Source organism: Bradyrhizobium sp. Kon10 (genome assembly GCF_055807395.1).
On the sequence record NZ_JBVVOZ010000023.1, the window covers coordinates 25,215 to 50,136 of the forward strand.

The 24,922-nt window shown below is 63.3% G+C and carries 28 protein-coding genes and 1 tRNA gene; 10 read left to right on the plus strand and 19 right to left on the minus strand.

The annotated features are described in order from the left end of the window. Positions 1-6: 6 nt before the first annotated feature. The 9 genes from AC0L2O_RS26290 to AC0L2O_RS26330 form a co-directional block, all read right to left on the minus strand. Positions 7-1,221 carry an aminotransferase class I/II-fold pyridoxal phosphate-dependent enzyme gene (locus AC0L2O_RS26290; RefSeq protein ID WP_473371758.1) on the minus strand — a complete coding sequence of 405 codons (1,215 nt, stop codon included), beginning with the start codon at positions 1,219-1,221 and terminating at the stop codon, positions 7-9. Positions 1,222-1,572: 351 nt separating this feature from the next. Beyond that, positions 1,573-1,977, minus strand: a complete 405-nt coding sequence (locus AC0L2O_RS26295) for a GFA family protein (protein WP_473371759.1) — start codon at positions 1,975-1,977, stop codon at positions 1,573-1,575. Between the two features lie 208 nt (positions 1,978-2,185). Then, on the minus strand, positions 2,186-3,634 hold the full coding sequence (locus AC0L2O_RS26300) for an ammonium transporter (protein ID WP_369720113.1): 1,449 nt from the start codon (positions 3,632-3,634) through the stop codon (positions 2,186-2,188). A 39-nt stretch (positions 3,635-3,673) separates the two neighbouring features. Next, positions 3,674-4,012, minus strand: a complete 339-nt coding sequence (locus AC0L2O_RS26305) for a P-II family nitrogen regulator (RefSeq protein WP_007598642.1) — start codon at positions 4,010-4,012, stop codon at positions 3,674-3,676. 436 nt (positions 4,013-4,448) lie between these two features. Then, complete coding sequence (locus AC0L2O_RS26310; protein WP_369720112.1) at positions 4,449-5,051, minus strand: ATP-dependent Clp protease proteolytic subunit; 603 nt, start codon at positions 5,049-5,051, stop codon at positions 4,449-4,451. A gap of 40 nt (positions 5,052-5,091) precedes the next feature. After that, positions 5,092-5,448 (minus strand): SRPBCC family protein, encoded by a 357-nt coding sequence (locus AC0L2O_RS26315; protein ID WP_369720111.1) that lies wholly within the window; start codon positions 5,446-5,448, stop codon positions 5,092-5,094. Beyond that, complete coding sequence (locus tag AC0L2O_RS26320; RefSeq protein WP_473371760.1) at positions 5,445-5,759, minus strand: ArsR/SmtB family transcription factor; 315 nt, start codon at positions 5,757-5,759, stop codon at positions 5,445-5,447. The genes AC0L2O_RS26315 and AC0L2O_RS26320 overlap by 4 nt, the downstream gene beginning before the upstream one ends. A gap of 77 nt (positions 5,760-5,836) precedes the next feature. Continuing rightward, the gene (locus AC0L2O_RS26325) at positions 5,837-7,138 is read right to left on the minus strand and encodes an ammonium transporter (RefSeq protein WP_473371761.1); all 1,302 of its coding nucleotides are present in this window, start codon (positions 7,136-7,138) and stop codon (positions 5,837-5,839) included. A gap of 74 nt (positions 7,139-7,212) precedes the next feature. After that, a complete protein-coding gene (locus AC0L2O_RS26330) occupies positions 7,213-7,551 on the minus strand; it encodes a P-II family nitrogen regulator (RefSeq protein WP_014438868.1) in 339 nt (112 codons plus the stop codon). A gap of 234 nt (positions 7,552-7,785) precedes the next feature. Here AC0L2O_RS26330 and AC0L2O_RS26335 point away from each other — a divergent pair, with 234 nt between their 5' ends. Continuing rightward, a complete protein-coding gene (locus AC0L2O_RS26335) occupies positions 7,786-8,670 on the plus strand; it encodes a DUF4339 domain-containing protein (RefSeq protein WP_473371762.1) in 885 nt (294 codons plus the stop codon). Between the two features lie 46 nt (positions 8,671-8,716). Here the strand turns inward: AC0L2O_RS26335 and tesB are convergent, their stop codons facing one another. Further along, positions 8,717-9,580, minus strand: a complete 864-nt coding sequence (tesB, locus tag AC0L2O_RS26340) for an acyl-CoA thioesterase II (RefSeq protein WP_369720108.1) — start codon at positions 9,578-9,580, stop codon at positions 8,717-8,719. A gap of 196 nt (positions 9,581-9,776) precedes the next feature. On the opposite strand from tesB, the gene AC0L2O_RS26345 reads away from it, so the two are divergent. Beyond that, on the plus strand, positions 9,777-10,997 hold the full coding sequence (locus AC0L2O_RS26345; protein WP_473371763.1) for a ubiquinone biosynthesis hydroxylase: 1,221 nt from the start codon (positions 9,777-9,779) through the stop codon (positions 10,995-10,997). Between the two features lie 192 nt (positions 10,998-11,189). Here AC0L2O_RS26345 and AC0L2O_RS26350 read toward each other — a convergent pair whose 3' ends face one another. Both AC0L2O_RS26350 and AC0L2O_RS26355 read right to left on the minus strand, forming a co-directional pair. Then, positions 11,190-11,387, minus strand: a complete 198-nt coding sequence (locus AC0L2O_RS26350) for a Trm112 family protein (protein WP_074117933.1) — start codon at positions 11,385-11,387, stop codon at positions 11,190-11,192. 153 nt (positions 11,388-11,540) lie between these two features. Continuing rightward, positions 11,541-12,071 carry a TetR/AcrR family transcriptional regulator gene (locus AC0L2O_RS26355; RefSeq protein ID WP_473371764.1) on the minus strand — a complete coding sequence of 177 codons (531 nt, stop codon included), beginning with the start codon at positions 12,069-12,071 and terminating at the stop codon, positions 11,541-11,543. A gap of 95 nt (positions 12,072-12,166) precedes the next feature. On the opposite strand from AC0L2O_RS26355, the gene AC0L2O_RS26360 reads away from it, so the two are divergent. The 4 genes from AC0L2O_RS26360 (at position 12,167) to AC0L2O_RS26375 (ending at position 14,804) form a co-directional block, all read left to right on the plus strand. Continuing rightward, positions 12,167-12,517 (plus strand): hypothetical protein, encoded by a 351-nt coding sequence (locus AC0L2O_RS26360; protein ID WP_369720105.1) that lies wholly within the window; start codon positions 12,167-12,169, stop codon positions 12,515-12,517. Between the two features lie 202 nt (positions 12,518-12,719). Beyond that, positions 12,720-13,589 carry a hypothetical protein gene (locus AC0L2O_RS26365; RefSeq protein ID WP_369720104.1) on the plus strand — a complete coding sequence of 290 codons (870 nt, stop codon included), beginning with the start codon at positions 12,720-12,722 and terminating at the stop codon, positions 13,587-13,589. 27 nt (positions 13,590-13,616) lie between these two features. Continuing rightward, on the plus strand, positions 13,617-13,961 hold the full coding sequence (locus AC0L2O_RS26370; protein ID WP_369720103.1) for a cupredoxin domain-containing protein: 345 nt from the start codon (positions 13,617-13,619) through the stop codon (positions 13,959-13,961). 12 nt (positions 13,962-13,973) lie between these two features. Then, positions 13,974-14,804 carry an FTR1 family iron permease gene (locus tag AC0L2O_RS26375; RefSeq protein ID WP_473371765.1) on the plus strand — a complete coding sequence of 277 codons (831 nt, stop codon included), beginning with the start codon at positions 13,974-13,976 and terminating at the stop codon, positions 14,802-14,804. 39 nt (positions 14,805-14,843) lie between these two features. Here the strand turns inward: AC0L2O_RS26375 and AC0L2O_RS26380 are convergent, their stop codons facing one another. Both AC0L2O_RS26380 and trxA read right to left on the minus strand, forming a co-directional pair. Further along, positions 14,844-15,521 carry an LON peptidase substrate-binding domain-containing protein gene (locus AC0L2O_RS26380; protein ID WP_473371766.1) on the minus strand — a complete coding sequence of 226 codons (678 nt, stop codon included), beginning with the start codon at positions 15,519-15,521 and terminating at the stop codon, positions 14,844-14,846. A gap of 114 nt (positions 15,522-15,635) precedes the next feature. Further along, entirely contained in the window at positions 15,636-16,559 is a 924-nt protein-coding gene (gene trxA / locus AC0L2O_RS26385; protein WP_369720100.1) for a thioredoxin, read from the minus strand. Between the two features lie 274 nt (positions 16,560-16,833). Between trxA and AC0L2O_RS26390 the strand changes: the two genes are divergently transcribed. Further along, positions 16,834-16,908 (plus strand) — tRNA-Gly (locus AC0L2O_RS26390). Between the two features lie 153 nt (positions 16,909-17,061). Here AC0L2O_RS26390 and AC0L2O_RS26395 read toward each other — a convergent pair. After that, on the minus strand, positions 17,062-17,634 hold the full coding sequence (locus AC0L2O_RS26395) for a nucleotidyl transferase AbiEii/AbiGii toxin family protein (RefSeq protein ID WP_473371798.1): 573 nt from the start codon (positions 17,632-17,634) through the stop codon (positions 17,062-17,064). 81 nt (positions 17,635-17,715) lie between these two features. Then, entirely contained in the window at positions 17,716-17,976 is a 261-nt protein-coding gene (locus tag AC0L2O_RS26400; protein WP_473371767.1) for a hypothetical protein, read from the minus strand. A 183-nt stretch (positions 17,977-18,159) separates the two neighbouring features. Here AC0L2O_RS26400 and AC0L2O_RS26405 point away from each other — a divergent pair, with 183 nt between their 5' ends. From AC0L2O_RS26405 to AC0L2O_RS26415, 3 genes are all read left to right on the plus strand, one after another. Further along, complete coding sequence (locus AC0L2O_RS26405) at positions 18,160-19,146, plus strand: NAD-dependent epimerase/dehydratase family protein (RefSeq protein ID WP_473371768.1); 987 nt, start codon at positions 18,160-18,162, stop codon at positions 19,144-19,146. A gap of 379 nt (positions 19,147-19,525) precedes the next feature. After that, on the plus strand, positions 19,526-20,803 hold the full coding sequence (locus tag AC0L2O_RS26410) for a PQQ-dependent sugar dehydrogenase (protein ID WP_473371769.1): 1,278 nt from the start codon (positions 19,526-19,528) through the stop codon (positions 20,801-20,803). A gap of 187 nt (positions 20,804-20,990) precedes the next feature. After that, positions 20,991-21,584, plus strand: a complete 594-nt coding sequence (locus AC0L2O_RS26415) for a c-type cytochrome (RefSeq protein ID WP_409191255.1) — start codon at positions 20,991-20,993, stop codon at positions 21,582-21,584. Between the two features lie 167 nt (positions 21,585-21,751). Here the strand turns inward: AC0L2O_RS26415 and panE are convergent, their stop codons facing one another. The 3 genes from panE to AC0L2O_RS26430 all read right to left on the minus strand — a co-directional run bounded on the left by panE (position 21,752) and on the right by AC0L2O_RS26430 (position 24,837). Continuing rightward, the gene (gene panE, locus AC0L2O_RS26420) at positions 21,752-22,675 is read right to left on the minus strand and encodes a 2-dehydropantoate 2-reductase (RefSeq protein ID WP_473371770.1); all 924 of its coding nucleotides are present in this window, start codon (positions 22,673-22,675) and stop codon (positions 21,752-21,754) included. 108 nt (positions 22,676-22,783) lie between these two features. Continuing rightward, the gene (locus tag AC0L2O_RS26425; protein ID WP_409191253.1) at positions 22,784-23,392 is read right to left on the minus strand and encodes a 2-hydroxychromene-2-carboxylate isomerase; all 609 of its coding nucleotides are present in this window, start codon (positions 23,390-23,392) and stop codon (positions 22,784-22,786) included. Positions 23,393-23,487: 95 nt separating this feature from the next. Continuing rightward, complete coding sequence (locus AC0L2O_RS26430) at positions 23,488-24,837, minus strand: MATE family efflux transporter (protein WP_473371771.1); 1,350 nt, start codon at positions 24,835-24,837, stop codon at positions 23,488-23,490. Positions 24,838-24,922: the final 85 nt, after the last annotated feature.

The window sequence follows — 24,922 nt, forward strand, 5'->3', positions numbered from 1 at the left end:
GCCCGCCTAACCCAGAGTCTCGACCAGGCGGTGCAGTGCCTGAGCCGTGGTCTCATTGTCCTGTACCAGCGCCAGGCGAATGTAGCCGGCACCGGGATTGAAGCCGTCGGGCTGACGCCGCGCCAGATAGGAGCCCGGCACCACGCGCACGCCGGCTTCCTTGAAGAGCTTGAGCGTGATCGAGACGTCGTCGCCGAGCTCCGACGTGTTGAGCCAGACGCAGAAGCCTGCGTCGGGCCGGCGATAGCCGTAACGATTGCCGATGATCTGGTCGGCGAGATCGAACTTGATCCGGTAGAGCCTGCGATTCTCCTCGACATGCGCCTCGTCGCCATAGGCGACGGTCGCGACATGCTGGAGCGGCACCGGCACCTGCGGCGCCGCGATGTTGCGCAGCTCCAGGAACGTGCCGATGAGCTTCTTGTCGCCGGCGGCGAAGCCGACGCGCAGGCCCGGCAGGTTGGAGCGCTTCGACAGCGACTGGAACGCAAGCACGCGGGTGAAATCGGGCCCAGCGCATTCGAGCGCGCTGCCCGGTGCCTGGCGGGTGTAGATTTCGGAGTAGCACTCGTCGCTCAGGATCACGAAGCCGTAGCGGTCGGAGAGGCCCTTCAGGCGCGTGAAATAATCGCGCGACGCGACCGAGCCCTGCGGATTGGCGGGCGAGGCCAGATAGAACGCCACCGTACGTGCCAGCGTCGCCTCGTCGATGGCGTCGAGATCGGGCAGGAAGCCGTTTTCGATCGTCGTCGGCAGGTAGACCGGCTCGCAAGCCGCGGCGCCGGCCCCGGCGCCATAGACCGGATAAAACGGGTTCGGCATCAGGATGGCGGGCTTGCCGGGACGTGGGCCGACATAGCGCGCGGCTGCGATCGCGGCCAGGAACAGCCCTTCCCGGCTGCCATTGAGGACGAGAATCTCGCTCTCGGGGTCGAGCGGTCGCGGCAGCTTGAAGCGCGACGACAACCAGGCACCCGCGGCTTTGCGGAACGGGTCGGTGCCCTTGTTCATGGGGTAACGGCCGAAATCGGCGATGTGCTTGGCCAGCACCGGGCCGACGAAATCGGGAACCGGATGCTGTGGCTCGCCGACTGCGAGTGAAATCAACGGCTTGCCGGGCTGATGCGGCGCCAGTAGCTCGTTCAGCCGGACGAAGGGCGAGCGTTCGGTATCGGAGCTTCCACTGCCCTGCGGCGCTCGGGATGAAGCGGTCATAGCCATTCGTTGGGCGCCAGCACTCTTGGAACAGCCGGTCGCACGAGCGCACCGGCGGGAAGCGGTTCAGTTCACCATAGATAGGGCGAGGTTAAGACGCGATTAACCATCGGTCTTCCGCGCCATCAAGAGTCATTTCCGTGACCCTGATCGGAGGTCCGCCCCGTCCAGAGCGGGATGGCGGTGCTGGTCTCACCTCTCCCGCTTGCGGGAGAGGTCGGCGCGTCCGGGCGATGCGAAGCATCGTCCCGCGTGCCGGGTGAGGGTTCTCTCAACGCAGGGACTATCCCGATGTTGAGCCACCCTTTCCCCAACCCTCCCCCGCAAGCGGGGGAGGGAGCGCACCGTCATCTGGGCCTAATGCCCCGGCAACTTCTCGAATGCCGGCATGCCCGACGGGATCGCGTTGAACTCCTGCTTGTCGCAGGTGTAGATCGCCATCTGCGGATGGAACTGCGCCGGCTCGTCCAGCGTGCCGACCTTCAAGACCGCCGCCGGCAGTCCCGGGACTTTTGTCACCAGATGGGTGCCGCATTCGGCGCAGAATTCGCGCGTCACGGCGCGGGCGAGATCCTTCCGCGTGAACTGCTTGGGCTGGCCGGTGATGTAGGTGAAGCCCGCCGCCGGCATCGCAATGAACAGGTTCGGCGCGCCGCCCGAGATGTACTGGCACTCGCGGCAATGACACTCCGCCTGCATCATCGGGTCGCCCTCGGCCACGTAGCGCACTTCGCCGCAATAGCATCCGCCTTCCAAACGCATGACGACCTCCCGATTATTGTTGGTTGTGGTCGATATTTCTGCGCCGGCCGCTTCGAATGGCAACCTTTTTCTTCGCGCCGTCGCCGTCCAAAAAGAAAGGGGCTCCAACTTGCGCTGGAGCCCCTCAACGGTCGGGGCATTGCCGGGTATGTGCCCAAACCGTAGTTGTGGGTGCGATCCCCGGGAGGATCGCGCCCCGGGAGGAGAGTTACATGTTGTAGGCGCGCTCGGTGTGCTCGGTGATGTCGAGGCCTTCACGCTCGGTCTCGACATTCGCGCGGAGCCCAACGATCACGTCGACGACCTTGTAGAGGATCGCCGAACCGATGCCCGACCACACCAGCGTGGTGCAGACGGCCTCGATCTGGGAGATCATCTGCGCCGTGAAGTCGTAATCGGCAACCTTGGGCGGGATCGCGGTGTAGTCGATGATGCCCGCACCACCGAGAGCCGGATTGACCAGGATGCCGGTGCCGAGAGCGCCGATGATGCCGCCGATGCAATGCACGCCGAACACGTCGAGCGAGTCGTCGTAGCCGAGCGCGTTCTTCACGACGGTGCAGAAGAACAGGCAGACCACGCCGACGACCAGGCCGAGGACGATCGCACCCATCACGCCGGAGAAGCCGGCCGCAGGCGTCACCGCCACGAGGCCCGCGACAGCGCCGGAGATGACGCCGAGCACCGACGGGTGACCCTTGATGATCCACTCCGCGAACATCCACGACAGCGCGGCGGCTGCAGTGGCGACAAAGGAGTTGGTCATGGCAAGCGCAGCGCCGCCGTTGGCTTCCAGGTTGGAGCCGGCGTTGAAGCCGAACCAGCCGACCCAGAGCAGCGAGGCGCCGATCATCGACATGGTCAGCGAGTGCGGAGCCATCAGCTCCTTGCCGTAGCCGGTGCGCTTGCCGATCAGGAGAGCGCCGACGAGACCTGCGATGCCGGCGTTGATGTGCACCACCGTGCCGCCAGCGAAGTCGATCGCGCCCTTCTTGAAGATCCAGCCGGCGTCGGCGTTGATCTCGTCGAGCTTGGCCTGGGCCGCGGTCTTCGCCGCTCCGTCAGCCGCAGCAGCGAGTGCCTTGGCCGCATCCTGGATCGCGTCCGGGCCGGGCCAGTACCAGACCATGTGCGCGATCGGGAAGTAGATCAGCGTGACCCAGAGCGGGATGAACAGGGCGATCGCCGAGAACTTCATGCGCTCGGCGAAGGCGCCGACGATGAGGGCGGGCGTGATCGCCGCGAAGGTCATCTGGAAGCACACATAAACGAGCTCCGAGATGTTGGCGTCGACGCTGAAGGTCGCAGCCTTCGAGTCGGTCGTGACGCCCATCATGAAGGCTTTGGAGAAGCCACCGATGAAGTCGGAGCCGCCGGTGAAGGCCAGGCTGTAGCCGTACACGGCCCAGATCACGGTGACGACGCAGACTGTGTAGAAGACCTGCATCAGGACAGAGAGCATGTTCTTGGAACGGACGAGGCCGCCGTAGAACAGCGCGAGACCCGGGATCGTCATCAACAGCACGAGCACTGTCGATGTCAGCATCCAGGCGTTGTCTCCCTTATTGACCGTTGGCTCGGCATAGGCTGCGGTCGCAGCGAACAGGCCGACTGCGAGAGCCGCCAATCCCGCGCCATAGGGACGCTTAAACGTCATTTCATTTACTCCTGATTGAATTTTTGCTTGAGCGCGAAATCAAAGGGCCGCGGCGTCGGCCTCGCCGGTGCGGATGCGAACCGCATGGTCGAGGTTGATGACGAAGATCTTGCCGTCGCCGATCTGTCCGGTTTTCGCGGCGGTCGTGATGGCGTCGATGGTCTTGTCGACCTGGTCGGAGGCGACTGCGACCTCGATCTTGATCTTGGGCAGGAAGCTCACGGCATATTCGGCGCCGCGGTAGATTTCCGTATGGCCTTTCTGACGGCCATATCCCTTGACTTCCGTCACCGTGAGACCGTGAACGCCAATGGCGGTCAGGGCGTCCCGGACTTCTTCCAGCTTGAATGGCTTGATAATCGCCATAACAATTTTCATGGGTCCTATCCCCGCTTGGGCCCGGTCCGGACGTGGCCGGGCGCTTCTCGACTGGTTCGCCACGAGGGAGAAAGTTCACTACGCGGGCACAGCCACGCCCCCTAGAATCAAATGCCGTGCCAGATCGGGCGCGTTGGCTAACGGACTATGAAAACGGGGGTTTTCGCGTTTGACGGGTATTGTGCTGCGGTGCGCTAATACGTCGCGCTCAATACGTGATCACACCTGGTCAAAATGTAGGCAAGACAGGCTGCCGACACAATGTTGCTCACGCGTCGGGCAGCCGATGGGTATCTAATTACAGAAAATTGGTTCGTCGTGATGTAAAATGTCGAGCCTCCGAAGTCGTGCTCACGGGATGCGCGCGGCAGACCCGCTGGCCCGGGCCGGACGAAGCGTGCCGGACGGTATCAGGCTGAAGCTCCGTGTCGGACCGTCACGCGGCGACGCGCTCGGTAATCACCCTGTCGATCAATCCCCATTCGACCCCCTGCTGCGCGGTCATGAAGTGGTCGCGGTCCAGGGTGCGTTCCACCTCCTCCACGGGCCGCCGGCAATGCTGCGCATAGAGCCGGATGAGGCGCCGCTTGGTCTCTTGCATTTCGGTGGCGTGGATCAGGATGTCGGACGCCTGGCCCTGAAAGCCGCCGAGAGGCTGGTGCACGTGAAGGCTTGCGTTGGGCAGGGCGGCGCGGTGACCGGGTTCGCCGGCCATCAGCAGGAACGAGCCCATCGAGCGCGCCGTGCCCATGCACAGCGTGTGGACCGGCGCCTTGATGAACTGCATGGTGTCGTACATCGCCAGCCCACTGGTGACCACGCCGCCATAGGAGTTGATGTAGAGGTTGATCGGCTTGTTCGGATTCTCCGCCTCCAGGAACAGCAATTGCGCGCAGACCAGTCCGGACATCGCGTCATTGACCTCGCCGTTGAGGAAGATGATGCGCTCGCGCAACAGCCGCGAATAGATGTCGAAGGATCGCTCGCCGCGGGTGGATTGTTCGACGACCATAGGGACGAGCTGAAGCATGTCGCGCATCGGCGACCTCCATGTCTGCAGGTGATGACGTCTGTTGTTGTCAGGCCGCCGCACGCATCAGGCAGCAATTGCTGTTGGCCGGCTGCGGCAGCTTCACGCCTTCCTCGCAGCCCTGCTGGATGATGCGAAAACGAGTCCCGCCGTCCTCGTTCGGTTCGAGCCGGAAGATGACGTGGCTTTCGCGAAACGGCGGTTCGGAATCGCGAAGCCGGTAGCGCACCTCTTCGCCCGGGATCGACGATTCCGCCTCGGCGCCCGCAAGGTCGGAGTTCGGCAGCCAGCGCTCGCGCAATTCGGGAATGGTCACGGCGCGCCAGACTTTTGTCGGCGGTGCATCGAAATCGAATTCGAGCACCAGCTTCGCGTCGGGACGGTCAGGCTTCACGGCGTCGCTCATTGATCCATATCCCTCAAGAGGTCGGCAAGTGCTTCCATGCGCTTCGGCCAGTAGGCCCGGTAGCGCGCAAGCCATCCCCCGATGGCGACGATTCCGTCGGGGTCGACTTCGTAATTCACAAAGCGGCCCTGCCGCTGCTCACGCACCAGGCCTGCCGCGCGCAGCACCGAAAGGTGCTGCGACATCGCCGGTTGGCTGATCTCCAGCCCGTCGCGCAAGGCGCTGGCGTTCTGGCTGCCGCCCGCGAGCTTCTCAAAGACCTTTCGGCGCGTCGGGTCGGCCAGCGCCTTGAAGATGTCGGCTTCGATCATGACAAACACATAAGCACAAGCTTATGTGTTGCGCAAGCGCCGAGTGATCTCAGGCGGTTTGGTGGTCCGAATGGCCCCTACTGCAACGCTTCGCCGTGCTGCGAAATGTCGAGTCCCTCGAGTTCGTGCTCGCGCGATACACGCAGGGGCACGAACAGACCGACCAGCTTGAGGAGAAGGAAGCTCACGCCGGCCGACCAGACGAAGGTGACGGCAACCCCGTAGAGCTGGATCAGCAACTGTTGCGGATGGCCCTCGATCAGGCCCGCGGTGCCGCCGATCGCGCTGGTCGCGAACACGCCGGCGAGCAGCGTGCCGGTCAGCCCGCCGATGCCATGGACGCCGAACACGTCAAGCGAGTCGTCGTAATCGAAGCGGTGCTTCAGCCAGGTGCAGGCCCAGTAGCAGATCGCGCCTGCGGCGATGCCGATGACAATGCCGTGCCATGGCGCGACGAAGCCCGAGGCCGGCGTGATGGTCCCGAGACCTGCCACCGCGCCCGAGATCATGCCGAGCACCGAGGGCTTGCGCCGCGCCGACCATTCGATCGCGCCCCAGGTCAGCGCGCCGGAGCAGGCCGCGAGATGCGTCGCGATGATCGCCATCACCGCGCGCGAATTGGCCGCGCCTGCCGAGCCGCCGTTGAAGCCGAACCAGCCGACCCACAACAGGCCGGTGCCCATCACCGCGAGCGAGAGATCGAACGGCGACAGATTTTCAGTGCCGTAGCCGTGACGCCGTCCCATCACCTTTGCCGCGACGAGGCCGCCGGTACCGGCCGACAGATGCACGACGAGGCCGCCAGCGAAATCGAGTACGCCCATGCTGTTGAGGAAGCCGCCGCCCCAGACCCAATGCGCCAGCGGAATGTAGACAAAGATGAACCAGGCGACCGAGAACAGCAGATAGGCGGAGAACCGCATCCGATCGGCGACCGACCCCGCGACCAGCGCCACCGTGATGATCGCAAACGTCATCTGGTACAGCATGAACAGCGATTCCGGGATCGTCTTCGCCGCCGGGTTGACGCTGTCCATGGTCATGCCGGCGAGAAACCAGCGGTCGAGCGTGCCGATCCACGGACCGTCACCGACGAAGCACAGCGAATAGCCGAACGCGACCCAGAGAATCGAGATCATCGTCACCGCGGCGAGACTCTGCGCCATGGTCGCGAGCACGTTCTTCTTGCGCACCATGCCGGAGTAGAACAGCGCAAGCCCGGGGATCGTCATCATCAGCACCAGCGCGGTGGCGACGATCATCCAGGCAGTGTCGGCGGTGTTGATCCCGGAGCTCGCAGCGTGTGCCGGCGCGGCCACGACGGACACAAATCCGATCGGCGCAGCCATAGCAGCTGCGCGGCGCAACAATCCCGCCATGTCATTTCCCCCAGCATAGAATTTGCGTCGCACGAAATGGCGTCGTTGCCCGGTGCGATCGAAGAAGACGGTCTCTAGAGCGCGTCGCTGTCGGTTTCGCCGGTGCGGATGCGCAGGGCGTGGTCGATCGGCGTGACGAAGATCTTGCCGTCGCCGATCTGTCCCGTCCGCGCCGACGCGGTGATCACGCCGACGGCCTTCTCGGCGATGTCGGAGGCGACCGCGATTTCGATTCTCAGCTTGGGCAGGAAGTTCACGACATATTCGGCGCCGCGATAGATCTCGGTGTGGCCCTTCTGCCGGCCGTAGCCCTTCACCTCAGTCACGGTCATGCCGTGGACTCCGATCGCCGTGAGCGCCTGACGGACTTCATCGAGCTTGAAGGGTTTGATGATCGCGACGACGAGTTTCATGGTCAGGCCTGTTCCCCGGGATTCGGCGCGCCGTATGTCCCCGGCGCTGCGTCAATCTGGCATCTTTCTGGGCAAATGGCATAAAAAACTTGCAGACTGAAGCGGAAAAACGCGTCCGGCCACAGGCCGCCGCCTCTGTACAGGGCAGCCGTTCATCCCCCACAATACATTTTTGGCATGGATGCGGTGAACCCGCGCGCGCCGAACGGTACAAAAGTATTTTGGGGGGCGTTCATGACGAACTGGTTCTACGCATCCGAGGGCAAGCAGCAGGGCCCCTATCCGGACGGCCAATTCCGCGACCTCGTCGCCCAGGGCGTCGTCCGTCCCGATACGCTGGTGTGGTCCGAGGGCATGGCGGGCTGGCAGAAGGCCGCCGAAATTCCGGGACTGATCGGCGGCGGCGGAGCGCCACCGATGATGCCAGCCGGCGGTCCGCCGATGATGGGCTCCGGTGGCTACGCCGGCGGCGGAGGCGGAGGGTCGCTCTCGGTCGATTTCGGCATCCTCGAGTTCACCTGGCGGACCATCGTGGCGCTGATCGGCATGTGCTTGATCATCCCGGTGCCGTGGGTGTTCGTCTGGTACACGAAATGGATCGTGTCCTGCGTGAAAGTCCCGGGACGGCCGAACCTCTCCTTCACGGGGAGTGCCATGGCGATCGTGCCCTGGTTCTTCGGCTTCATCGTTCTGGCGATTGTCGTCGGCTACACCGGCATCCAGGTGCTGAGCACCGCATTCTACATCGTCCAGATCGTGCTCTACTGGATGTTGCTCAAATGGATGGTTGCGAACCTCGCCTCCAATGGCCAGCCGCTCGGCCTCAGCTTCACCGGCTCGGTCTGGGCCTATATCGGCTGGAACTTGCTGTTCGCGATCTCCATCCTCACCATCATCGGGTGGGCCTGGGTCGCAGCCGCCCAGCTCCGCTGGATGTGCCGCAACATCCAGGGCACGCGGCGTGACATCTTCTTCAAGGGCAGCGGCCTTGGGATTCTCTGGCGCGGAATTGTGGCCGCCATCCTGTGCAGCCTGATCATCCCGATCCCGTGGGTGTACCGCTGGATCATGAACTGGTTCGCGTCGCAGACCGAGCTCGCGCCGCGCGGCCCGATGTAAGCACGATCCTAATGTCTCAAGTGCGATGAACTCGCGCTCGAGATGATCAGCTCCTCCGCTCGCGCACCGAGCCTTCCTGTGCGACGGAGGCGACCAGCGTACCGTCCGGCTTGAAGATCGAGCCGCGGGTCAGGCCGCGGCCGCCTTGGGCGCTCGGCGAATCCTGCGCGTAGAGCAGCCATTCGTCGGCGCGGAACGGCCGGTGAAACCACATCGCATGATCGAGGCTCGCCGGCATCATGCGCTTGTCGAACAGCGTGCGGCCGTAACGCGCCATGATTGCGTCGAGCAGCGAGAAGTCCGACGCGTAAGCGAGCGCGCACATGTGCAGCGCCGGGTCGTCCGGCAGCGTCGCCGCGGTCTTGATCCAGACATGGATGCGGCCGTCCGCGATCTTCTGGCCGAAATAGCGGCCGAGCTCGACCGGGCGCAGCTCGATCGGCCGATCGGATTCATAGTAGCGGCGGATGAACTCCGGCATCTCCTTGAACATCGGCTGCTTCGCCACTTCCTCCGCGGTCAGCTTTTCCGGCGGCGGCACGTCCGGCATCGTCTCCTGATGGTCGAAGGCGCTGGCCTCCTCGGCATGGAACGACACCATGATCGAGAAGATCGCGTTGCCGTGCTGGATCGCGGTGACGCGGCGGGTCGAATAGCTCTTGCCGTCGCGCAGCCGCTCGACCTGGTAGATGATCGGGATCTGCGGATCGCCCGGCAAGATGAAATAGCAGTGCAGCGAATGCGGCAGCCGGCCCTCGACGGTGCGGCAGGCCGCAACCATCGCCTGCCCGATCACCTGGCCGCCGAACACCCGCTGCCAGCTCGTCTTCGGGCTGTTGCCGCGGAACAGATTCACCTCGAGCTGCTCGAGGTCGAGAATGGAAATGAGGTCGATCAGGCCTTTGGACATGCCGGTGCTTTCAAAATGCCTTGTCATTCCGGGGCGCACGGAGTGCGAACCCGGAATTTCGAGCCAAAACCTCTGGATTCCGGGTTCGCGCTCGCGCGCGCGCCGGAATGACGGGAGGATGCCGCCCTTGTTTCACCGCACTGTTTCGCCCACCTCAAGTCTGCTAGCAAGACCAGGATTTAGCCGGGAATTGAGTATGTCGGGACAGGGTAGCATAGTCATTGGCGGTGGCGCGTTTGCGGGCCTCGCGCTGGCCCTGGCGCTGCGCCAGGGGCTCGGCCCCGAGATTCCCGTCATTGTTGCCGATCCGGCGCTCAGCGTCCGGCCGAGCCGTGATCCCCGCGCGACCGCGATCGTCGCGGCCTGCCGCCGCCTGTTCGAGGCGCTGGGCGCTTGGGACGACGTCAAGGGCGAAGCGCAGCCGATCCTGGACATGGTGGTCACTGATTCCAAGGTGGAGGACGCGACGCGTCCGGTGTTCCTGAATTTTGCCGGCGATGTCGCGCCCGGCGAATCCTTCGCGCATATGGTCGAGAACCGCCGTCTGATCGATGCGCTGGTTGTCCGCGCCGAAGCGGCGGGCGTCGAGCTCCGCGCCACCGCGGTGACGTCTTACGATGCGCGTGCAGACGGCATCGAGGTGACGCTCGGTGACGGAACGGTGGTTGCCGCAAGCCTGCTCATTGCCGCCGATGGTGCGAGATCAAAGCTGCGCGAGCGCGCCGGCATTGCCACCCATGGCTGGGAATACGATCAATCCGGCATCGTCGTCACCGTCGGCCACGAGCGCGATCACGGCGGGCGCGCCGAGGAGCACTTCCTGCCCGCGGGTCCGTTCGCGATCCTGCCGCTCACCGGAAAGCGCTCCTCGCTGGTGTGGACCGAGCGCCGCTCGGAAGCCGCGCGCATCGTCGGCTTGAGCGACGACGAATTTCACAGCGAGCTCGAGCAGCGCTTTGGCCTGCATCTCGGCGAGGTCAAGGCGCTGGACAAGCCGCGCGCGTTCCCGCTGTCCTATTTCGTGGCGCGCTCCTTCATCGCCGAACGGATGGCGCTGGTCGGCGATGCCGCCCATGTCATCCATCCCATCGCGGGCCAGGGCCTCAACATGGGCTTGAAGGACGTGGCCGCATTGGCTGAGGTCGTGGTCGACGCCGCGCGGCTCGGCATGGATATCGGCGGCGCCGACGTGCTCGAGCGCTACCAGCGCTGGCGCCGCTTCGACACCATGGCGATGGGCGTTGCCACCAACTCGCTGAATTTCCTGTTCTCGAACAAATCGACGCTGCTGCGCACCGTCCGGGACATCGGCCTTGGCATTGTCGACCGCGCCCCGCCGTTGAAGAACCTGTTCATCCGCCAGGCCGCAGGCCTCACCGGCGAGGTGCCGCGGTTGTTGAAGGGCGAGGCGTTGTAGGTTTTTCCTGTCGTCCCGGACAAGCGCGCCTCAAGCGCGCGCCGATCCGGGACCCATACGCCGCAGCAATAGTTTTGCGAAGACCCGGAGTTACCAGCGTCGCGCCGCAACCACCCCCTGTGGTTATGGGTCCCGGCCTTCGCCGGGGCGACAGTGAGGCTTATCGCGCGGCGATCGCACGAAACTTCCAGCTCAATCGATCTTCCTTGCCTCTTCCGGCAGCATGATCGGGATGCCGTCGCGAATGGGATAAGCGAGCTTGGCGGAGCGCGAGATCAGCTCCTGCCTGGCGGAATCGAATTCCAGCGGACCCTTGGTCAGCGGACAGACCAGGATCTCCAGCAGTTTCGGATCGACGCTGTTTTCGGGGCGTTCGGTGGGCGCGTTCATCATGCTCTCCGGATCGGTTGCCTATAGAGCGTTTTCGAGCGAAGTGGATACCGGTTCGCGTAAAGAAAACGCGTCAAAAAAGAATCTAGAGTCCCGTTCCGATTCCATCGGAATGGGGCTCTAGCACAGAAAATCCCGCCGGCCCATCGCGGTTCAGGCCGATACCATGCGCAGGATCTCGTCGAGCAGCGGCTGAAGCCGCGCCGCCGGTCCCGGCGAGCCTGACAAGGCGAAGCCGAGGAACGTCCAGTACAGGATTTGCGCGCGGACCTGCGCCATTGGCGCGGCAAGCCCGCGCCGCGCCAGCAGCGTCTCGATGTAATCGAGCCTGCGGCGGTCGATGGCGCGGACAGCCGCTTGCGCGGCGGGATCGAACGCGGCCCAGTTGCGTACCGCGCGCTCCAGATCGAGCCGCGCGCCAAACGTCCTGCGCAGCAGCGCTTTCAGCGGCTCGTCGCTGCCGGCCTCGACGTCGGCGATGATCTGCTCGGCCGCAATCTCGCGCCAGCGCTTGAGCACGGCGGCATGGAACGCGCCGAGATCCGCAAAGTGCCAGTAGAAACTGCCGCGGGAGACCCCCATGGCCTTCGCCAGCGGATCAGCCTTGAGCGCGGTGAAGCCGCTCCTGGCCAGCGCCTTGAGGCCCTGTTTGATCCAGTCGTCGGCAGAGAACTGCTCGGTCATATCAGGTTCCAGAAGGAGACCATACACTACTGTATTGACAGGCAGCTGCAAGCAGGTCCATACCCATACAGTACTGTATGGACGGAGCTGATCCCATGCGCGACCTTCTCCTGCAATGTTCCGGCGTGGCCGCGATCCTGGTCGCGCTGATTCACGGCACACTCGGCGAGACCAAGGTGTTTGCCCGTGCCAGCATCGAGCCGCCGCGGCTGCGCACCCTGATCCGCCTGGTGTGGCAGGCCGGCACGGTGGCCTGGATCGGCGGCGGCGTGCTGCTGCTGGCCGCGCCCTGGATGGAGTCGAACCTGGCGCGGCACTGGATCGTCGTGACGCTCGCGATCGTGTTCGGCTTCGCAGGCTTCGCCAATGCCTGGGCGACACGCGGACGACATTTTGGCTGGCTGTGCCTGAGCGCCGTCGTTGCGCTTGCAGTCGCCGGCTATTGATCTGCCCTATTGACGCGCTCATCAAGGCCACTGGCGCGCTGCCACGCGCATCCGCCGCCAGGTCCGTCCGCCGACTTAGAATCGCTCTAGCTTAGAACGACTCTCTTTGCAGTGTCGCGGCGCAGCCGCTAGCAGGAAGTCCATAACTGCAATTGATTGGCGGACGCGAGAGCCGATGCGAGTGCCCTTTCCTGTGCGAGGCATGCGGGTTTTTGCCGCAAGCGTACTGGCCAGCTTCTGTTTCAGTGCGCCCGTCCGCGCTGACGATCCAGAGAATTGGCGCGAGCTCGAGACCAAGTACATCTTCGGCTTCACCACCGGTTCGGGCATCGGCATCGAAGGCGAGAAGGAATTTACCATCGACACGATCGGGCGCTTCGGCAAGCGCGATGGCCGCTACAACGCGACCGAGACCAAGTACGAGTACGAATTTACCCCCTCTCAATTCGTGCAGATCGAGTTCGGCGCGCTCGGCTCGACCCACGACATCCGCAACGTGACCGATCTCGACGATCGCCGGCAGGTCGCGGTTACCGGCGGCTTCGGCGAATTCCGCTACCTCGCGGTCGAGCGCACCTCGAACAACCCGCTGTCCGTGACGCTCGCCGTCGAGCCGACCGTGCGACTGATGGACGAGACGAGCGGCGAACGAGTGCACAATTACGAATTCGAGACCACGCTGAATGCCGATGTGGAGCTGCTGAGAAACCGGCTCTATGCCGGGTTCAATCTGCTTTACGAGCCTGAATATACCCACACGCTGATGAACGAGACGGTCCGGGAGACCACGCTTGGGACCTCCGCTGCGCTCTCGTTGCGCGTTGCGCCCAACGTCGTCATCGGCGGCGAGGTGTGGTATCTCCGTCACTACGACGATTTCGGTCTGTCGGCTTTCAGCGGCGATGCTGTGATGCTCGGCCCGAATCTCTTTGTCCGTTTCACCCCCAAGATCTTCATGACCGCGGCCTGGAACGCACAGGTCTGGGGCCGTGAGGTCGGCAATCCCCTGTCGCTCAACCTGGCAGAGTTTCAACGCCACCGCGCCAGACTCAAATTCGCCGTCGAATTCTGATCTCCCTCAACTTCCGAAGGATTTGTGATGCACGCTCTGACCCTGACCCGGAAGCTCGCTCTCGCTGCAATCTGCGTGACGCTGCCATTGTCGGCCGCTCTGGCTCAGCAGGCGATGGAGATTCAGATCAGTTATTCCGGGGGCCAATTCCAGCCGGCCGAGGTTCGTGCGCCAAAGGAGAAGCCGGTGGTGTTCCACGTCAAGAATCTCGATGCCAAAGCCATGGAGTTCGAAAGCACCTCGCTGCGGGTCGAAAAGGTCGTTGCGGCCAAGAGCCAAGGCGTGGTGAATGTCCGCGCGCTGAAGCCCGGCCGGTACGAATTCTACGATGACTTCAACGACAAGGCGCGTGGTGTGCTGATCGTCGAATAAGGTGGTCCCGCCGTGCTCGCCGCGCTCATTATCGTCTTCCGCGAGGTTTTCGAGGCCGGGCTGATCATCGGCATCGTGCTTGCGGTTACGCGCTCGGTTCAGCACCGCAACCGCTGGATCGTGGGCGGCGTGCTCGCAGGCGTCACGGGGGCGTGTCTTGTCGCGGCGTTCGCGGGCGCGCTGTCGCAGCTCTTCGAAGGCATGGGACAGGAGCTGTTCAACGCCGCCATTCTCGGCGTCGCCGTGGTGATGCTGACCTCGCACAATGTCTGGATGGCCAAGCACGGCAAGGCAATGGCCGGCGAGTTGCGGGCGGTCGGACAGGCCGTGGCGGAAGGATCCAAATCGCTGCCGGCACTCGCCGTCGTGGTCGGCGTAGCGGCGTTGCGCGAGGGCAGCGAAGTCGCCCTGTTTCTCTATGGCATCGCGGCGTCCGACGGCGGCTCGGCGATGAGCCTGTTCCTGGGCGGCCTGCTCGGCCTCGTGCTGGGCGGTGCCGTTTGCCTGCTCACTTATCTCGGGCTGTTGCGCATCCCGCCGCGGTCCCTCTTCACCACCACGACGGTGCTGATCACCTTGCTCGCCGCAGGTATGGCCGCGCAAGCGGTCGCCTTCCTCGAGCGAGCCAATTGGCTCACCGCCCTCGACACCGTGGTGTGGGATACCGGGTGGCTGCTGCCGGAGAACAGCATTTTGGGCCGCACGCTGCACACGCTGATCGGATACACCGATCAGCCGACGCAGATGCAGCTTGCGGTGTACCTGGTCGTTATTGTCGTCACCATCGTCCTGATGCGCGTGATTGCAGCGGAGCGGCCGCGGCAGGCGGTTGCGGCCGGTTGATCGACGATACGAGGTTGCCGCGCGACGAATGGCGGCCGTTCACTGCAGCGGCGGATCGCCCGAGGTGCGCTTCTTGGCGAGATCCATCTCGGTCACCGCGATCAGGATCTCGGCGCGGGTCTTCAGGTCCGGCGCTTCCAGCATGGCCTGCTTTTCCGCCGGGCCGTAGGGCGACATCATCGCCAGCGCATTGACGAGCGCTTCGTTGGGCGCGCTCTCGACGCCCTCCCAGTCGACCTTGAGGTTGTTGGCCTTCAGGAAATCCGCCAGCGCCACCAGCAGCGCCTCGCGGTTGACCTCGTCCTCGCCCATGCGCGCGGTGAAATCGTCCATGAAGGCGAAGAAATCCACCTTGCATTGCCGGTACGCCGTCAGCACCTCGAGCTCCTGCACCACCTTGAACCGTGCGATCCCGGTGAGCTCGAGGATGTAGCGGCCATCGCCGGATTCGGCGAGCTGGGTGATGCGGCCGACGCAGCCGACCCGAAACAGCGCCGGCTTGTCGGAATTCTTCGGCGAATGCGCGATGTCCGGCTGGATCATGCCGATCAGGCGATGGCCGTCGCGCAGGGAATCGTCGACCATCGCCAGGTAGCGCGGCTCGAAGATGTTGAGCGGCATCTGGCCACGCGGCAACAGCAACGCACCCGGCAGCGGAAACACCGGGATGATTTCCGGAAGGTCGGCGGGGCCGCGATATTCGATGTTGATCGGCATCTGCCCGGTCCCCCGCTGGCTTTTGCTAGAGCATGATCCCGACCCGAAGGGCCGCGTTAGCGCAAAGTGTGCAGCGGATTTCCGACAACATCATGCTCAAACAACAACTGCGCCTTACGAAAACAGGATGATCGACAAGCGCTTGCGGCCTTCGACGGTCGCCTCATCGGTTCCGCCCCAGGCTTCGAAGAACTGCACCAGCTGCTTGCGGGCGCCGTCGTCGTTCCATTTGCGGTCGCGCTTGACGATCGCGAGCAGATGCTCGGTCGCCGCCGCCCGGTCACCTTGCGCGTTGAGTGCGATCGCAAGGTCGAACCGGGCCTGGTGATCGAGCGGGTCCGCGGCGACTTTCTGCTCGAGCTCCGCCACCGGGCCGAGCGATTGCGCCTGCTCGGCGAGATCGATCGCGGTCTGCACCGCCTTCACCGCGGGGTCGTTGCGCTTGGATTCCGGCACCATCGCCAGCGTCTGCTTGGCCTGCTCCATCGCGCCGGAGACGGCGTAGCATTTTGCGAGCCCGGCCAGCGCCGCGATGTTGGTGGATTCGTGCTGGAGCACCTCGGCATAGATCTGCGCGGCGGCGGCGGCATCGCCTTCGGCGAGCACGGCCTCGGCCTCTTGCAGGATTTCGGCGATATTCGGCTCACCCGGCGCGGTCATGCCCTTGGTCAGCTTTTCGATGAAGGCGTTGACCTGGCTCTCCGGCACCGCGCCCATGAAGCCGTCGGCGGGCTGGCCGTTGACGAAGGCGATCACGGCCGGGATCGACTGGATCCCCATCTGGCCCGGGATCGCCGGGTGCTGGTCGATGTTCATCTTGACCAGCTTGACCTTGCCCTTGGCCGCCTTGACCGCTTTTTCGAGCACGGGGGTGAGCTGCTTGCAGGGGCCGCACCACTCGGCCCAGAAGTCGATCAGCACCGGCTGGCGCTTCGATTCCTCGATGACGTCCTTCACGAAGGTCTGGGTGGTGGTGTCCTTGATCAGATCGGCAGCAGTCGGGCCCGCCGCTCCGTTACCCTGGTCGATGATCGTCACGGGATCCCCTCGTCTGATGTCTGGAATTGCGGGTCTTTAGCACGTCGCCAATTCATATGCTCCGCTGTTGGCCCTAAATTGGGCCGGGACGGCCGAATTTCAATCCACGGGACCCGATTCGGACGTCCTGCGGCATTTTGGGTCGATTTTGCCGGAATGGAGGCCATATGGGGTCCCGAAACCGAATCTATGCTGCCCGTAGCTGTTGCATTCGCCGCCCGGTTTTGGCATACGACAGCCGTTGCCGGACGCGTTCACGCGGCTGACACAGGATGCGGGTGTAGCTCAGTGGTAGAGCACGACCTTGCCAAGGTCGGGGTCGAGGGTTCGAGCCCCTTCGCCCGCTCCAATTTTTTCCCAGCGTCCAAAACATAAATGAGTTGGCTATCCCTGCCGAGGAGAGCGCTCTGCGCCGGTTTTGGTCTGACGCGTATGGCGGCGTTTCAAAGTTCCCAGATCCTGAAATGGCGCCAACCCGCAATTTACGGGAGCCTCGCCCAAGCTATACGGCGCGAAGAAGGTCTTTGGTCTTTTCCAGTGCGGCGATCGCGATCAGCTTATATGGCTCTTTGATCGAGAGTTGATTGATCGCTGCGCTCACAAAGTCAGGCTTCAGCTTTTCGATTGCAGCCAGCGCACTAGCGACGCTGTCGCGATAGCTCGCCAGCTCGCTAATCATGGATTCGGCGTGCTTTTCGCCGCCCGCGGCGATGTCAAATATATCGCGCGGCGCGATGCTGTTGCCCCGATGATAGATCTTCTTCGCAATGATTTCCGGAATTGTCTCCAGGAGGACCATTTCGCCCTCAACTGTCGCTTGCGTGGTCGGCGAGGAGGTTAGTGGCGGCGCGACGATAAAATCGATCTGACCAAATTCGAAGCCGAGCTTCAGGGAGCGTGTGCCGTCCCCATTGCAGTCAGCAGGCCTAACCTCGAAATCGAAGTCATGCTTCTGTGGATCTAGGAAAGCAAGAGATTGAGGGTCCGGGAGAAAGATATCGATATCGTGGCTTATCCGATGATCAATTTGCAGCATCATCGCTGTGCCGCCGCCGAAGGTCCAACGATCGATGATGTCCTATTCGGCGTCGACTTGCCGGATCATCGCAAAGGCAATGCGAAAAAGTTGCGCCCAATTTAGTTGAGCGCTCATTTGTTAGGCCGCGACGGGAAAGGATTGCCCCGAAAACTCGGCAAACGCCTTCGCTGCGGCAACCAATTGATCGTGGCTGATGCCATGCATCTCAGCGAACGCGATTTGCAATTCAGGCTTAACATCGCCAAAAAATGACGACATCGGACCGCAAGCTGCCTTCGCCGAAGCGGGATCCAGCAGACATTGGACAAGCTCCTGCGCGTCCAGCTTTTTGCTGTACGGCGCATTGACGGTCGTCAGGACCAGGATGGGGCTTTTCATCTGCGTCACTATCTGGATGCCCGGTAGGACTGACTTGGAGCATCTACAGTCCGCCCAACAACCGTCACAGTCAATTTGTTTTCTTTTTGTTCCGTTTGCAGGGACAGATTCGCAGCGAACCTCAACTAAATGTACGGAACGGACGGTGGTTTTCCGTCGTGGGCAGGTGGGGCGAGGTCTCACATGACAATCCTGGTCACCGGCAGCGCCGGCCATCTCGGGGAGGCCCTTCTTCGCACGCTCAGCAGGCGGGGCGCGCCTGTGCGCGGGCTCGATTTGAAGCCATCGCCCTTCACCGATGCGGTCGGCTCGATCGTCGACCCGGGCTTCGTCCGGCGGCAGATGCACGGCGTCACCGCGATCATCCACAGCGCGACGCTGCACAAGCCGCATGTGGCGACCCACACAAAGCAACAATTCATCGACACCAACGTCGGCGGCACGCTCAATCTGCTCGAGGCGGCTGCGGCCGCCGGCGTGACGAGCTTCGTCTTCACCAGCACCACCAGCGCATTCGGTTCGCAGCTGCGGCGGGAGGCGGGACAGGCCGCGGTGTGGGTCACCGAGGAGCTGCCGCCGGTGCCGAAAAACATCTATGGCACCACCAAGCTGATGGCGGAGAATCTGTGCGAGCTGTTCTCGCGCGAGCGCCGGCTGCCCGTCGTCATTTTGCGAACGTCGCGCTTCTTTCCGGAGGCAGATGACGATGCCGAGCTGCGGTCCGCGTATGCGCCGGAGAATGCGCAAGCCAACGAGCTGCTGTATCGCCGGCTCGATATCGCGGACGCGGTGAGCGCTCATCTTGCCGCCGTCGAGCGCGCGCCTGACATCGGCTTCGCCCGTTACATCGTGTCCGCGACCAGCCCATTCCAGCCGCACCATCTCGCGGCGCTCGCTCGCGACGCAGCTAGCGTCGTACGCGAGCTCTATCCGGATTGCGCGCAACTCTATGCGGCGCGCGGCTGGCAATTGTTCCCGCAGATCGATCGGGTCTACGTCAACGATCGCGCGCGGCGCGAATTGGGCTGGCGTCCCGAATTCGACTTTGCCCATGTCCTGAGCAGCCTTCGCACCGGACAGGATTTTCGCAGCGCGCTGGCGCGCGAGGTCGGATCAAAAGGCTATCATGAGACGACTTTCGACGACGGGCCCTACCCCGTCGCATCGTAATCGCTGCTTTTGCCGTTTTGCTTGGCGCGTCAAATGTATGCCGGGCCTCACCGGAACGAGCCTGGCCCAAGTCGTTCTACTGTGCATGGGGTTGTTTTCGCGTTTTTGTTTGGGGCGACGCCGGGCGGCCGGAAAATGAGCCGCGCGCCATTTTGATTCCGCGTCGCAGCGAGGGTTTTGTTCGCCTCACGGTCGCCTTGATTGACAATCCGTCTCAATTTTTATTCAGCGCAACCCCGGTGCACGCGACGCGCTTTTCAGCACGCGCGGATGTGCTAACCTTTCGGCGTCTGCCTTTTCGACAGACGCAGAACCTCGCCTCTCGACGAATAAAACAAATAACGTGCAGCCCTGATGGCTGCCTTAGGGGAGTGACGCGATGACATTCCATCGATCCGTGTTTCAATCGATCCTGGCGCTTGCAGCGTTTGCCCTTCTTGCGGGGACAAGCGTCGGCCATGCGCAACAGCAAGACAAAAACAAGCCACTGAAGAAATACGAATCCGGCACCAAGGAATTCTGGACCCATCCGCCGGACGACTGGTTCCTCGGCGACGAGACCGAGGCGCAGAAGGGCCTCGCGCCGCCCTCAGGCCCGCCGACCGGCGCCTCCGACGCCGAGCTCGCCAATATCGTCAAGAAGATCAAGTTGCCGGCGGGCTTCAAGATCGACGTCTATGCGTCCGGCGTGCTGGCCGCGCGGCAAATGGCCTGGGGTGACAAGGGCACGCTGTTCGTCGGCTCGTTCGGCCTCGGCAACGTCTATGCCATCACCGACAACAACGGCAAGAAGGAGGTCAAGACGATCCTTAAGGGCCTCAACATGCCCACCGGTCTCGCCTTCAAGGATGGCGCGCTCTACGTCATCGCGGTCGACAAGCTGATCCGCTACGACAATGCGGAAGCCAATCTGGACAAGCTCGGCGAGGGCAAGGTCGTCTATGACGACATGCCGTCTTATGCCGCGCATGGCTGGAAATACATCGCGGTCGACAAGGACGGCTGGTTCTACATTCCATTCGGACCGCCCTTCAACATCGGCATTCCGCCGACCAGCGTCTCGCAGATCCGGCGCGTCGATCCCAAGACCGGCAACGCCGAAATCCATGCGCTCGGCGTCCGCAACTCGGTCGGCGGCGACGTCGATCCGCGCACGGGCAAATACTGGTTCACCGAGAACGCCCGCGATTGGGTCAGCGACGATCTGCCCTCAGACAAGCTGAACATGATCAACAAGATGGGCGAGCACTTCGGCTATCCCTACTGCCACCAGGGCGACCTTCCCGATCCGAAGTTCGCGATGGGGCACAAATGCTCCGAGTTCACGCCGCCCGTGCTGAATCTCGGCGCGCACGTCGCTCCGCTCGGCATGAAGTTCTATACCGGCGACCAATTTCCGCCTGAGTACAAGAACAACATCCTGATCGCCGAGCACGGCTCCTGGAATCGTCACAAGTACCAGGGCGGCCGCATCATGCGCGTGATCGTCGGGCCCGACGGCAAGAACGCCAAGCAGGAGGTGTTCGCCTCCGGCTGGATCGAAGGCGACCAGGGCTATCTCGGCCGTCCCGACGACATCGTCCTCGCCAAGGATGGTTCGATCCTCGTCGCCGACGACTGGGCCGGCGCGATCTATCGCATCAGCTACAAGAAGTAGCGCGTGACGAAACGAGGCTGCGGCAGCCTGTACGGCGGCCGCAGCCTCTTTGTTTTAGTTCCAATGTCGTTCCGGATCGCGCGTTAGCGCGAGTCCGGAACCCATAGCCCCGACTGGTGGTTATGGCTTCCGGGCTCGTGCTCCGCGCGCCCCGGAATGACGAGCCTGTGAGATCGGATCTCCAAACATGCGTCGGCAGCTTCCCTTACTCGCAATCAGTACGCTTGCGCTGGTCACGCTCAACCCTCTCCCCGCGAACGCCGCCGATGTCGCGGCCGGCCAGGCAAAAGCAGAAATCTGCGCCGGCTGCCACGGCGACAATGGCATCTCGCAGACCGAGAACATCCCTTCGATTGCCGGCCAGCCGGACCAGTATATCCAGTGGCAGCTCGTGTTCTTCCGTTCCGGCTCGCGCAAGAACGAGCAGATGCAGCCGATCATCGGAGAGATCAACAACGAGGACATCCGCAATCTCGGCGCCTATTTCGCCTCGCTGACGCCGCCGAAGGGCGCGGAGGACAACGACCCCGATCTCTCCAAGAAAGGCGCGCAAGCCGCGGCCGGTCGCCGCTGCGCCTCATGCCATACGGATTCCTATGCCGGCACCAAGGCCGTCGCGCGGCTCGCCGGCCAGCGCGAGGAATATCTGGTGAAGGCGCTGCACGACTACAAAACCAGCCAGCGCGTCGGCGGCGCCGGCGCCGCCATGGCCGAAATCGCCTACTCCCTGAACGAGGAAGAGATCACCGCGCTCGCACATTATCTGGCGCATTTGCAGTAGGGGTCGTGCAAGGCAAGCAGCAAACTCTGCTGTCGTCCCGGCGAAGGCCGGGACCCATTACCCCAGGGACTAGTTTGGCGATGATTGGTCGTGACGGGACGACTACCATTCACGATGGATGGATTCCGCGGTATGGGTCCCGGCCTTCGCCGGGACGACAGAGATCGCTACCCCTCCCGCTGCCTCTCATACGCCTTTAAATGCGTATAGGCGATGCGCAGCTTCGGCACCGGCACCTTCGCCGCATCGCCGCGCGCGATGAGGTCGCCGATGACGTGATCGGCCTCGACCGGCAAGCCTGCCTTGAGATCGCGGAACATCGACGCCGTCAGCGGCGATCCCTCGGTGGTGAGCATGCCCTTGGCGCGTTCGAAGAACGCACCTGCGGGCGCATAGCCGTAAGCCGTGGCGATCGCGCTGGTTTCATCGAGCATGCCGAGTAGGAAATCCCGGCCGCCGGGGGCGGCGAGGATGTTGCCGACCGAGGTGCGCATCAGGCTGGTGGACGCCGCCAGCGACGACAGGAAGACCCACTTCTCCCACATGTCCTGCATGATGTTTTGGCTGGCGGTTGCGCCATTGATCCCGCTCTTGAATGCCGCGTCGATCGCCTTGACGCGGTCCGACAATTTTCCGTCGCGCTCGCCGTAGTTAATCGACTGCATCGGCTGAAGCTGCACCACTTCGCGCTTCTCGTTCAGCGTCGCCGCGATGGCGCAGAGGCCGCCGAGCACGCGCTCCTTGCCGAACTTGCCGTCGAGCGTGTCGAGATGCTTCATGCCGTTGAGCATCGGGATGATTGCGGTGTTAGGGCCGACCGCGGCCGCGAAGGAGTTGATGGCGTCGTCGAGGTCGAACGCCTTGCAGCTCAACAGCACGACGTCGAACTTGTCCTTGAGCTTGTCGGCCTCGACCCGCGGCGGATCCTTCAGCGTCACATCGCCATTCGGGCTCTTGATGACGAGGCCGGCGCTCGCAAGCTCGGCGGCGCGCCTTGGCCGGACCAGGAAGGTGACGTCGCGACCGGCCTGCAAGAGCCTGCCGCCAAAATAACCGCCGATGGCGCCAGCGCCGACCACGAGGATACGCATGGGATTGTCCTTGTTGTTTCTTGCCGTCGTTGTTGTTTCTTGCCGTCGTCCTGGCTTTCGTCAAGACGACATCAGAGATGATGGCTCGATCTATCCATCATACGAAAATCACTTCCCCGACACCATCTCCTCGACCTCGCGCAACTGCTCCTTGCCGAAGAACATTTCCTCACCGACGAAGAACGTCGGCGAGCCGAACGCGCCGCGCGCGACCGCCTCCTCGGTGTTCTTGATCAGTCTGCCCTTCACCTCCGGCTCCTGGGCTCGGGCGAACAGCTTTTGGGCATCGAGGCCGGAGGACGCGAGCGCTTTCGCGGCGACGTCGGGATCATCCATCTTCTTCGGCTCGCGCCACATGTGGTGGAATGCGGCGTCGACATAGGCCTCGAATACACCTTCGACCTGCGCCGCAATCGCGGCGCGCATCAGGTTCAGCGTGTTGACAGGGAAGAAGGGATTCCAGACATAGGGCGGGACCTGAAAACGCTTGACGAAACGTTCGGTTTCGACCGCGTGGAATTCGCGCTTGTTCTTGACGCCGGCGAGGGTTTCGGCGGGCGACTTGTTGTTGGTCGACTTGAAGATACCGCCGAGCAGGATCGGAACATATTCGAATTTCACGCCGATCCGCTGCTCGATCGCCGGAATAGCCAGATGGCTGAGATAGGCGTTCGGGCTGCCGAAATCGAACAGGAATTGCGGGGCTGTGCGGGTCAAAATCGTCCTCCCTGACATCGCTTTTGTCACATTGTGGCGCAGGGCGCGCCGCAGGTCCACCGTATAATGATGGTCATAATACCTTGATGATCCGGTTAGATCAGACGCCGGATCGCGCGCTTGCGCCACACCAGCAGGTAATAGCCCATCTGCAACACGAACATGGCGCAGAACACGATCGGATAGGCGGCCCATACGCCCTGAACGCCGACCGCGCGGCTCAGGATCACCGCTGCCGGCAGCTCGATCGCGACGATGGCGAAGATCGCCAGCAGCATCGGCGTCAGCGCCACGCCGGCGGCGCGCATTGCACCCGAGAACACCGTCGCCATGCCGAACGGCACCGAGCTCCACAACGCGATGTGAAGCAATTCCTTGGCGAGATCGAGCACAGCGCCGTCGGTAATGAAAATGCCGAGCACCGCACGCGGCGCGAGATAAATCAGCGCCACAAGTCCCCCGGTCAGGACCAGGTTGAACGCGAGGCCAGTGCGCACGATGCCCTCGAGGCGCGCTTTGTCGCCGCCGCCGATCGCTTGCGCGCCGAGGATCGAGACCGCGATCGAAATCGAGATCGCCGTGAACTGGGTGTAGCCCATCACCTGGTTGACGGCGCCGTAGGCCGCGGTGGCGTCGGAGCCGAAGCCGTTGACGAGGCCGAGCAGCACCAGCTCGGCGATCGCCATGACCACCATGCCGATCGCGCTCGGCAGTCCGATACTGAGGATCCTTCCAAATACGGCGCCGCTGGGCCGCAGATGGCGCAGCAGTGCAGCGTCCGGTGCCAGCGCATGCTTCCTCCGCCGCAGATACGCGGCCAGCGCGATCAGCGTCAGTGCGTTGGCGATCGCGGACGCCCAGGCGGGGCTACAGATGCCGGTCGCGGGCAATCCGAACATGCCGCGGATCAGCATCGGCGTCAGGATCAGGCCGATCGTGGTCGACAAGGCCAGCGCCAGCAACGGCGTCACCGCGTCGCCCACGCCGCGAATCATCGCGGTCGTCAACAGGAAGGTGAAGCCGAGCGGCATCGTGACCAGCATCGCGCGCGCATAAGCGCTGGCCTGGTCGAGAATATCGGCCGGCGTGGCGAGCGCCATCATCAATTGCCGGCCGAACATCCCGCCGACCAGTGCAACCGATATCGAGAGCAGCAGGCCCACCGCGAGCGTCGTGCCGACGATGCTTCTGATCCGGCCGTGCTCGCCGGCGCCAAAGGCCTGGCCGATCAGCACGGTAGCGCCGGTGCTCAGGCCCATGACGAAGGCGAACAGGAAGAACATCACCGGGAACAACACCGAGACCGCCGCGAGCGCATCGACGCCGATCATCTGGCCGAGATAGACATTGCTGATGGTGCCGAACAACGATTGCAACGCGTTGCTCAGCATCAATGGTGCGAGGAAGCGCAGGAAGGTTTTCCAGAGTGGCTTTGGCGCGGACATGGATGGGCCTTTCATCAGGGCGAGCAAGACCGTTGCCGCGCGAAGCACGCGCGGCCTGGCCGTCGATGGGGTGGTTGGAGAGCGG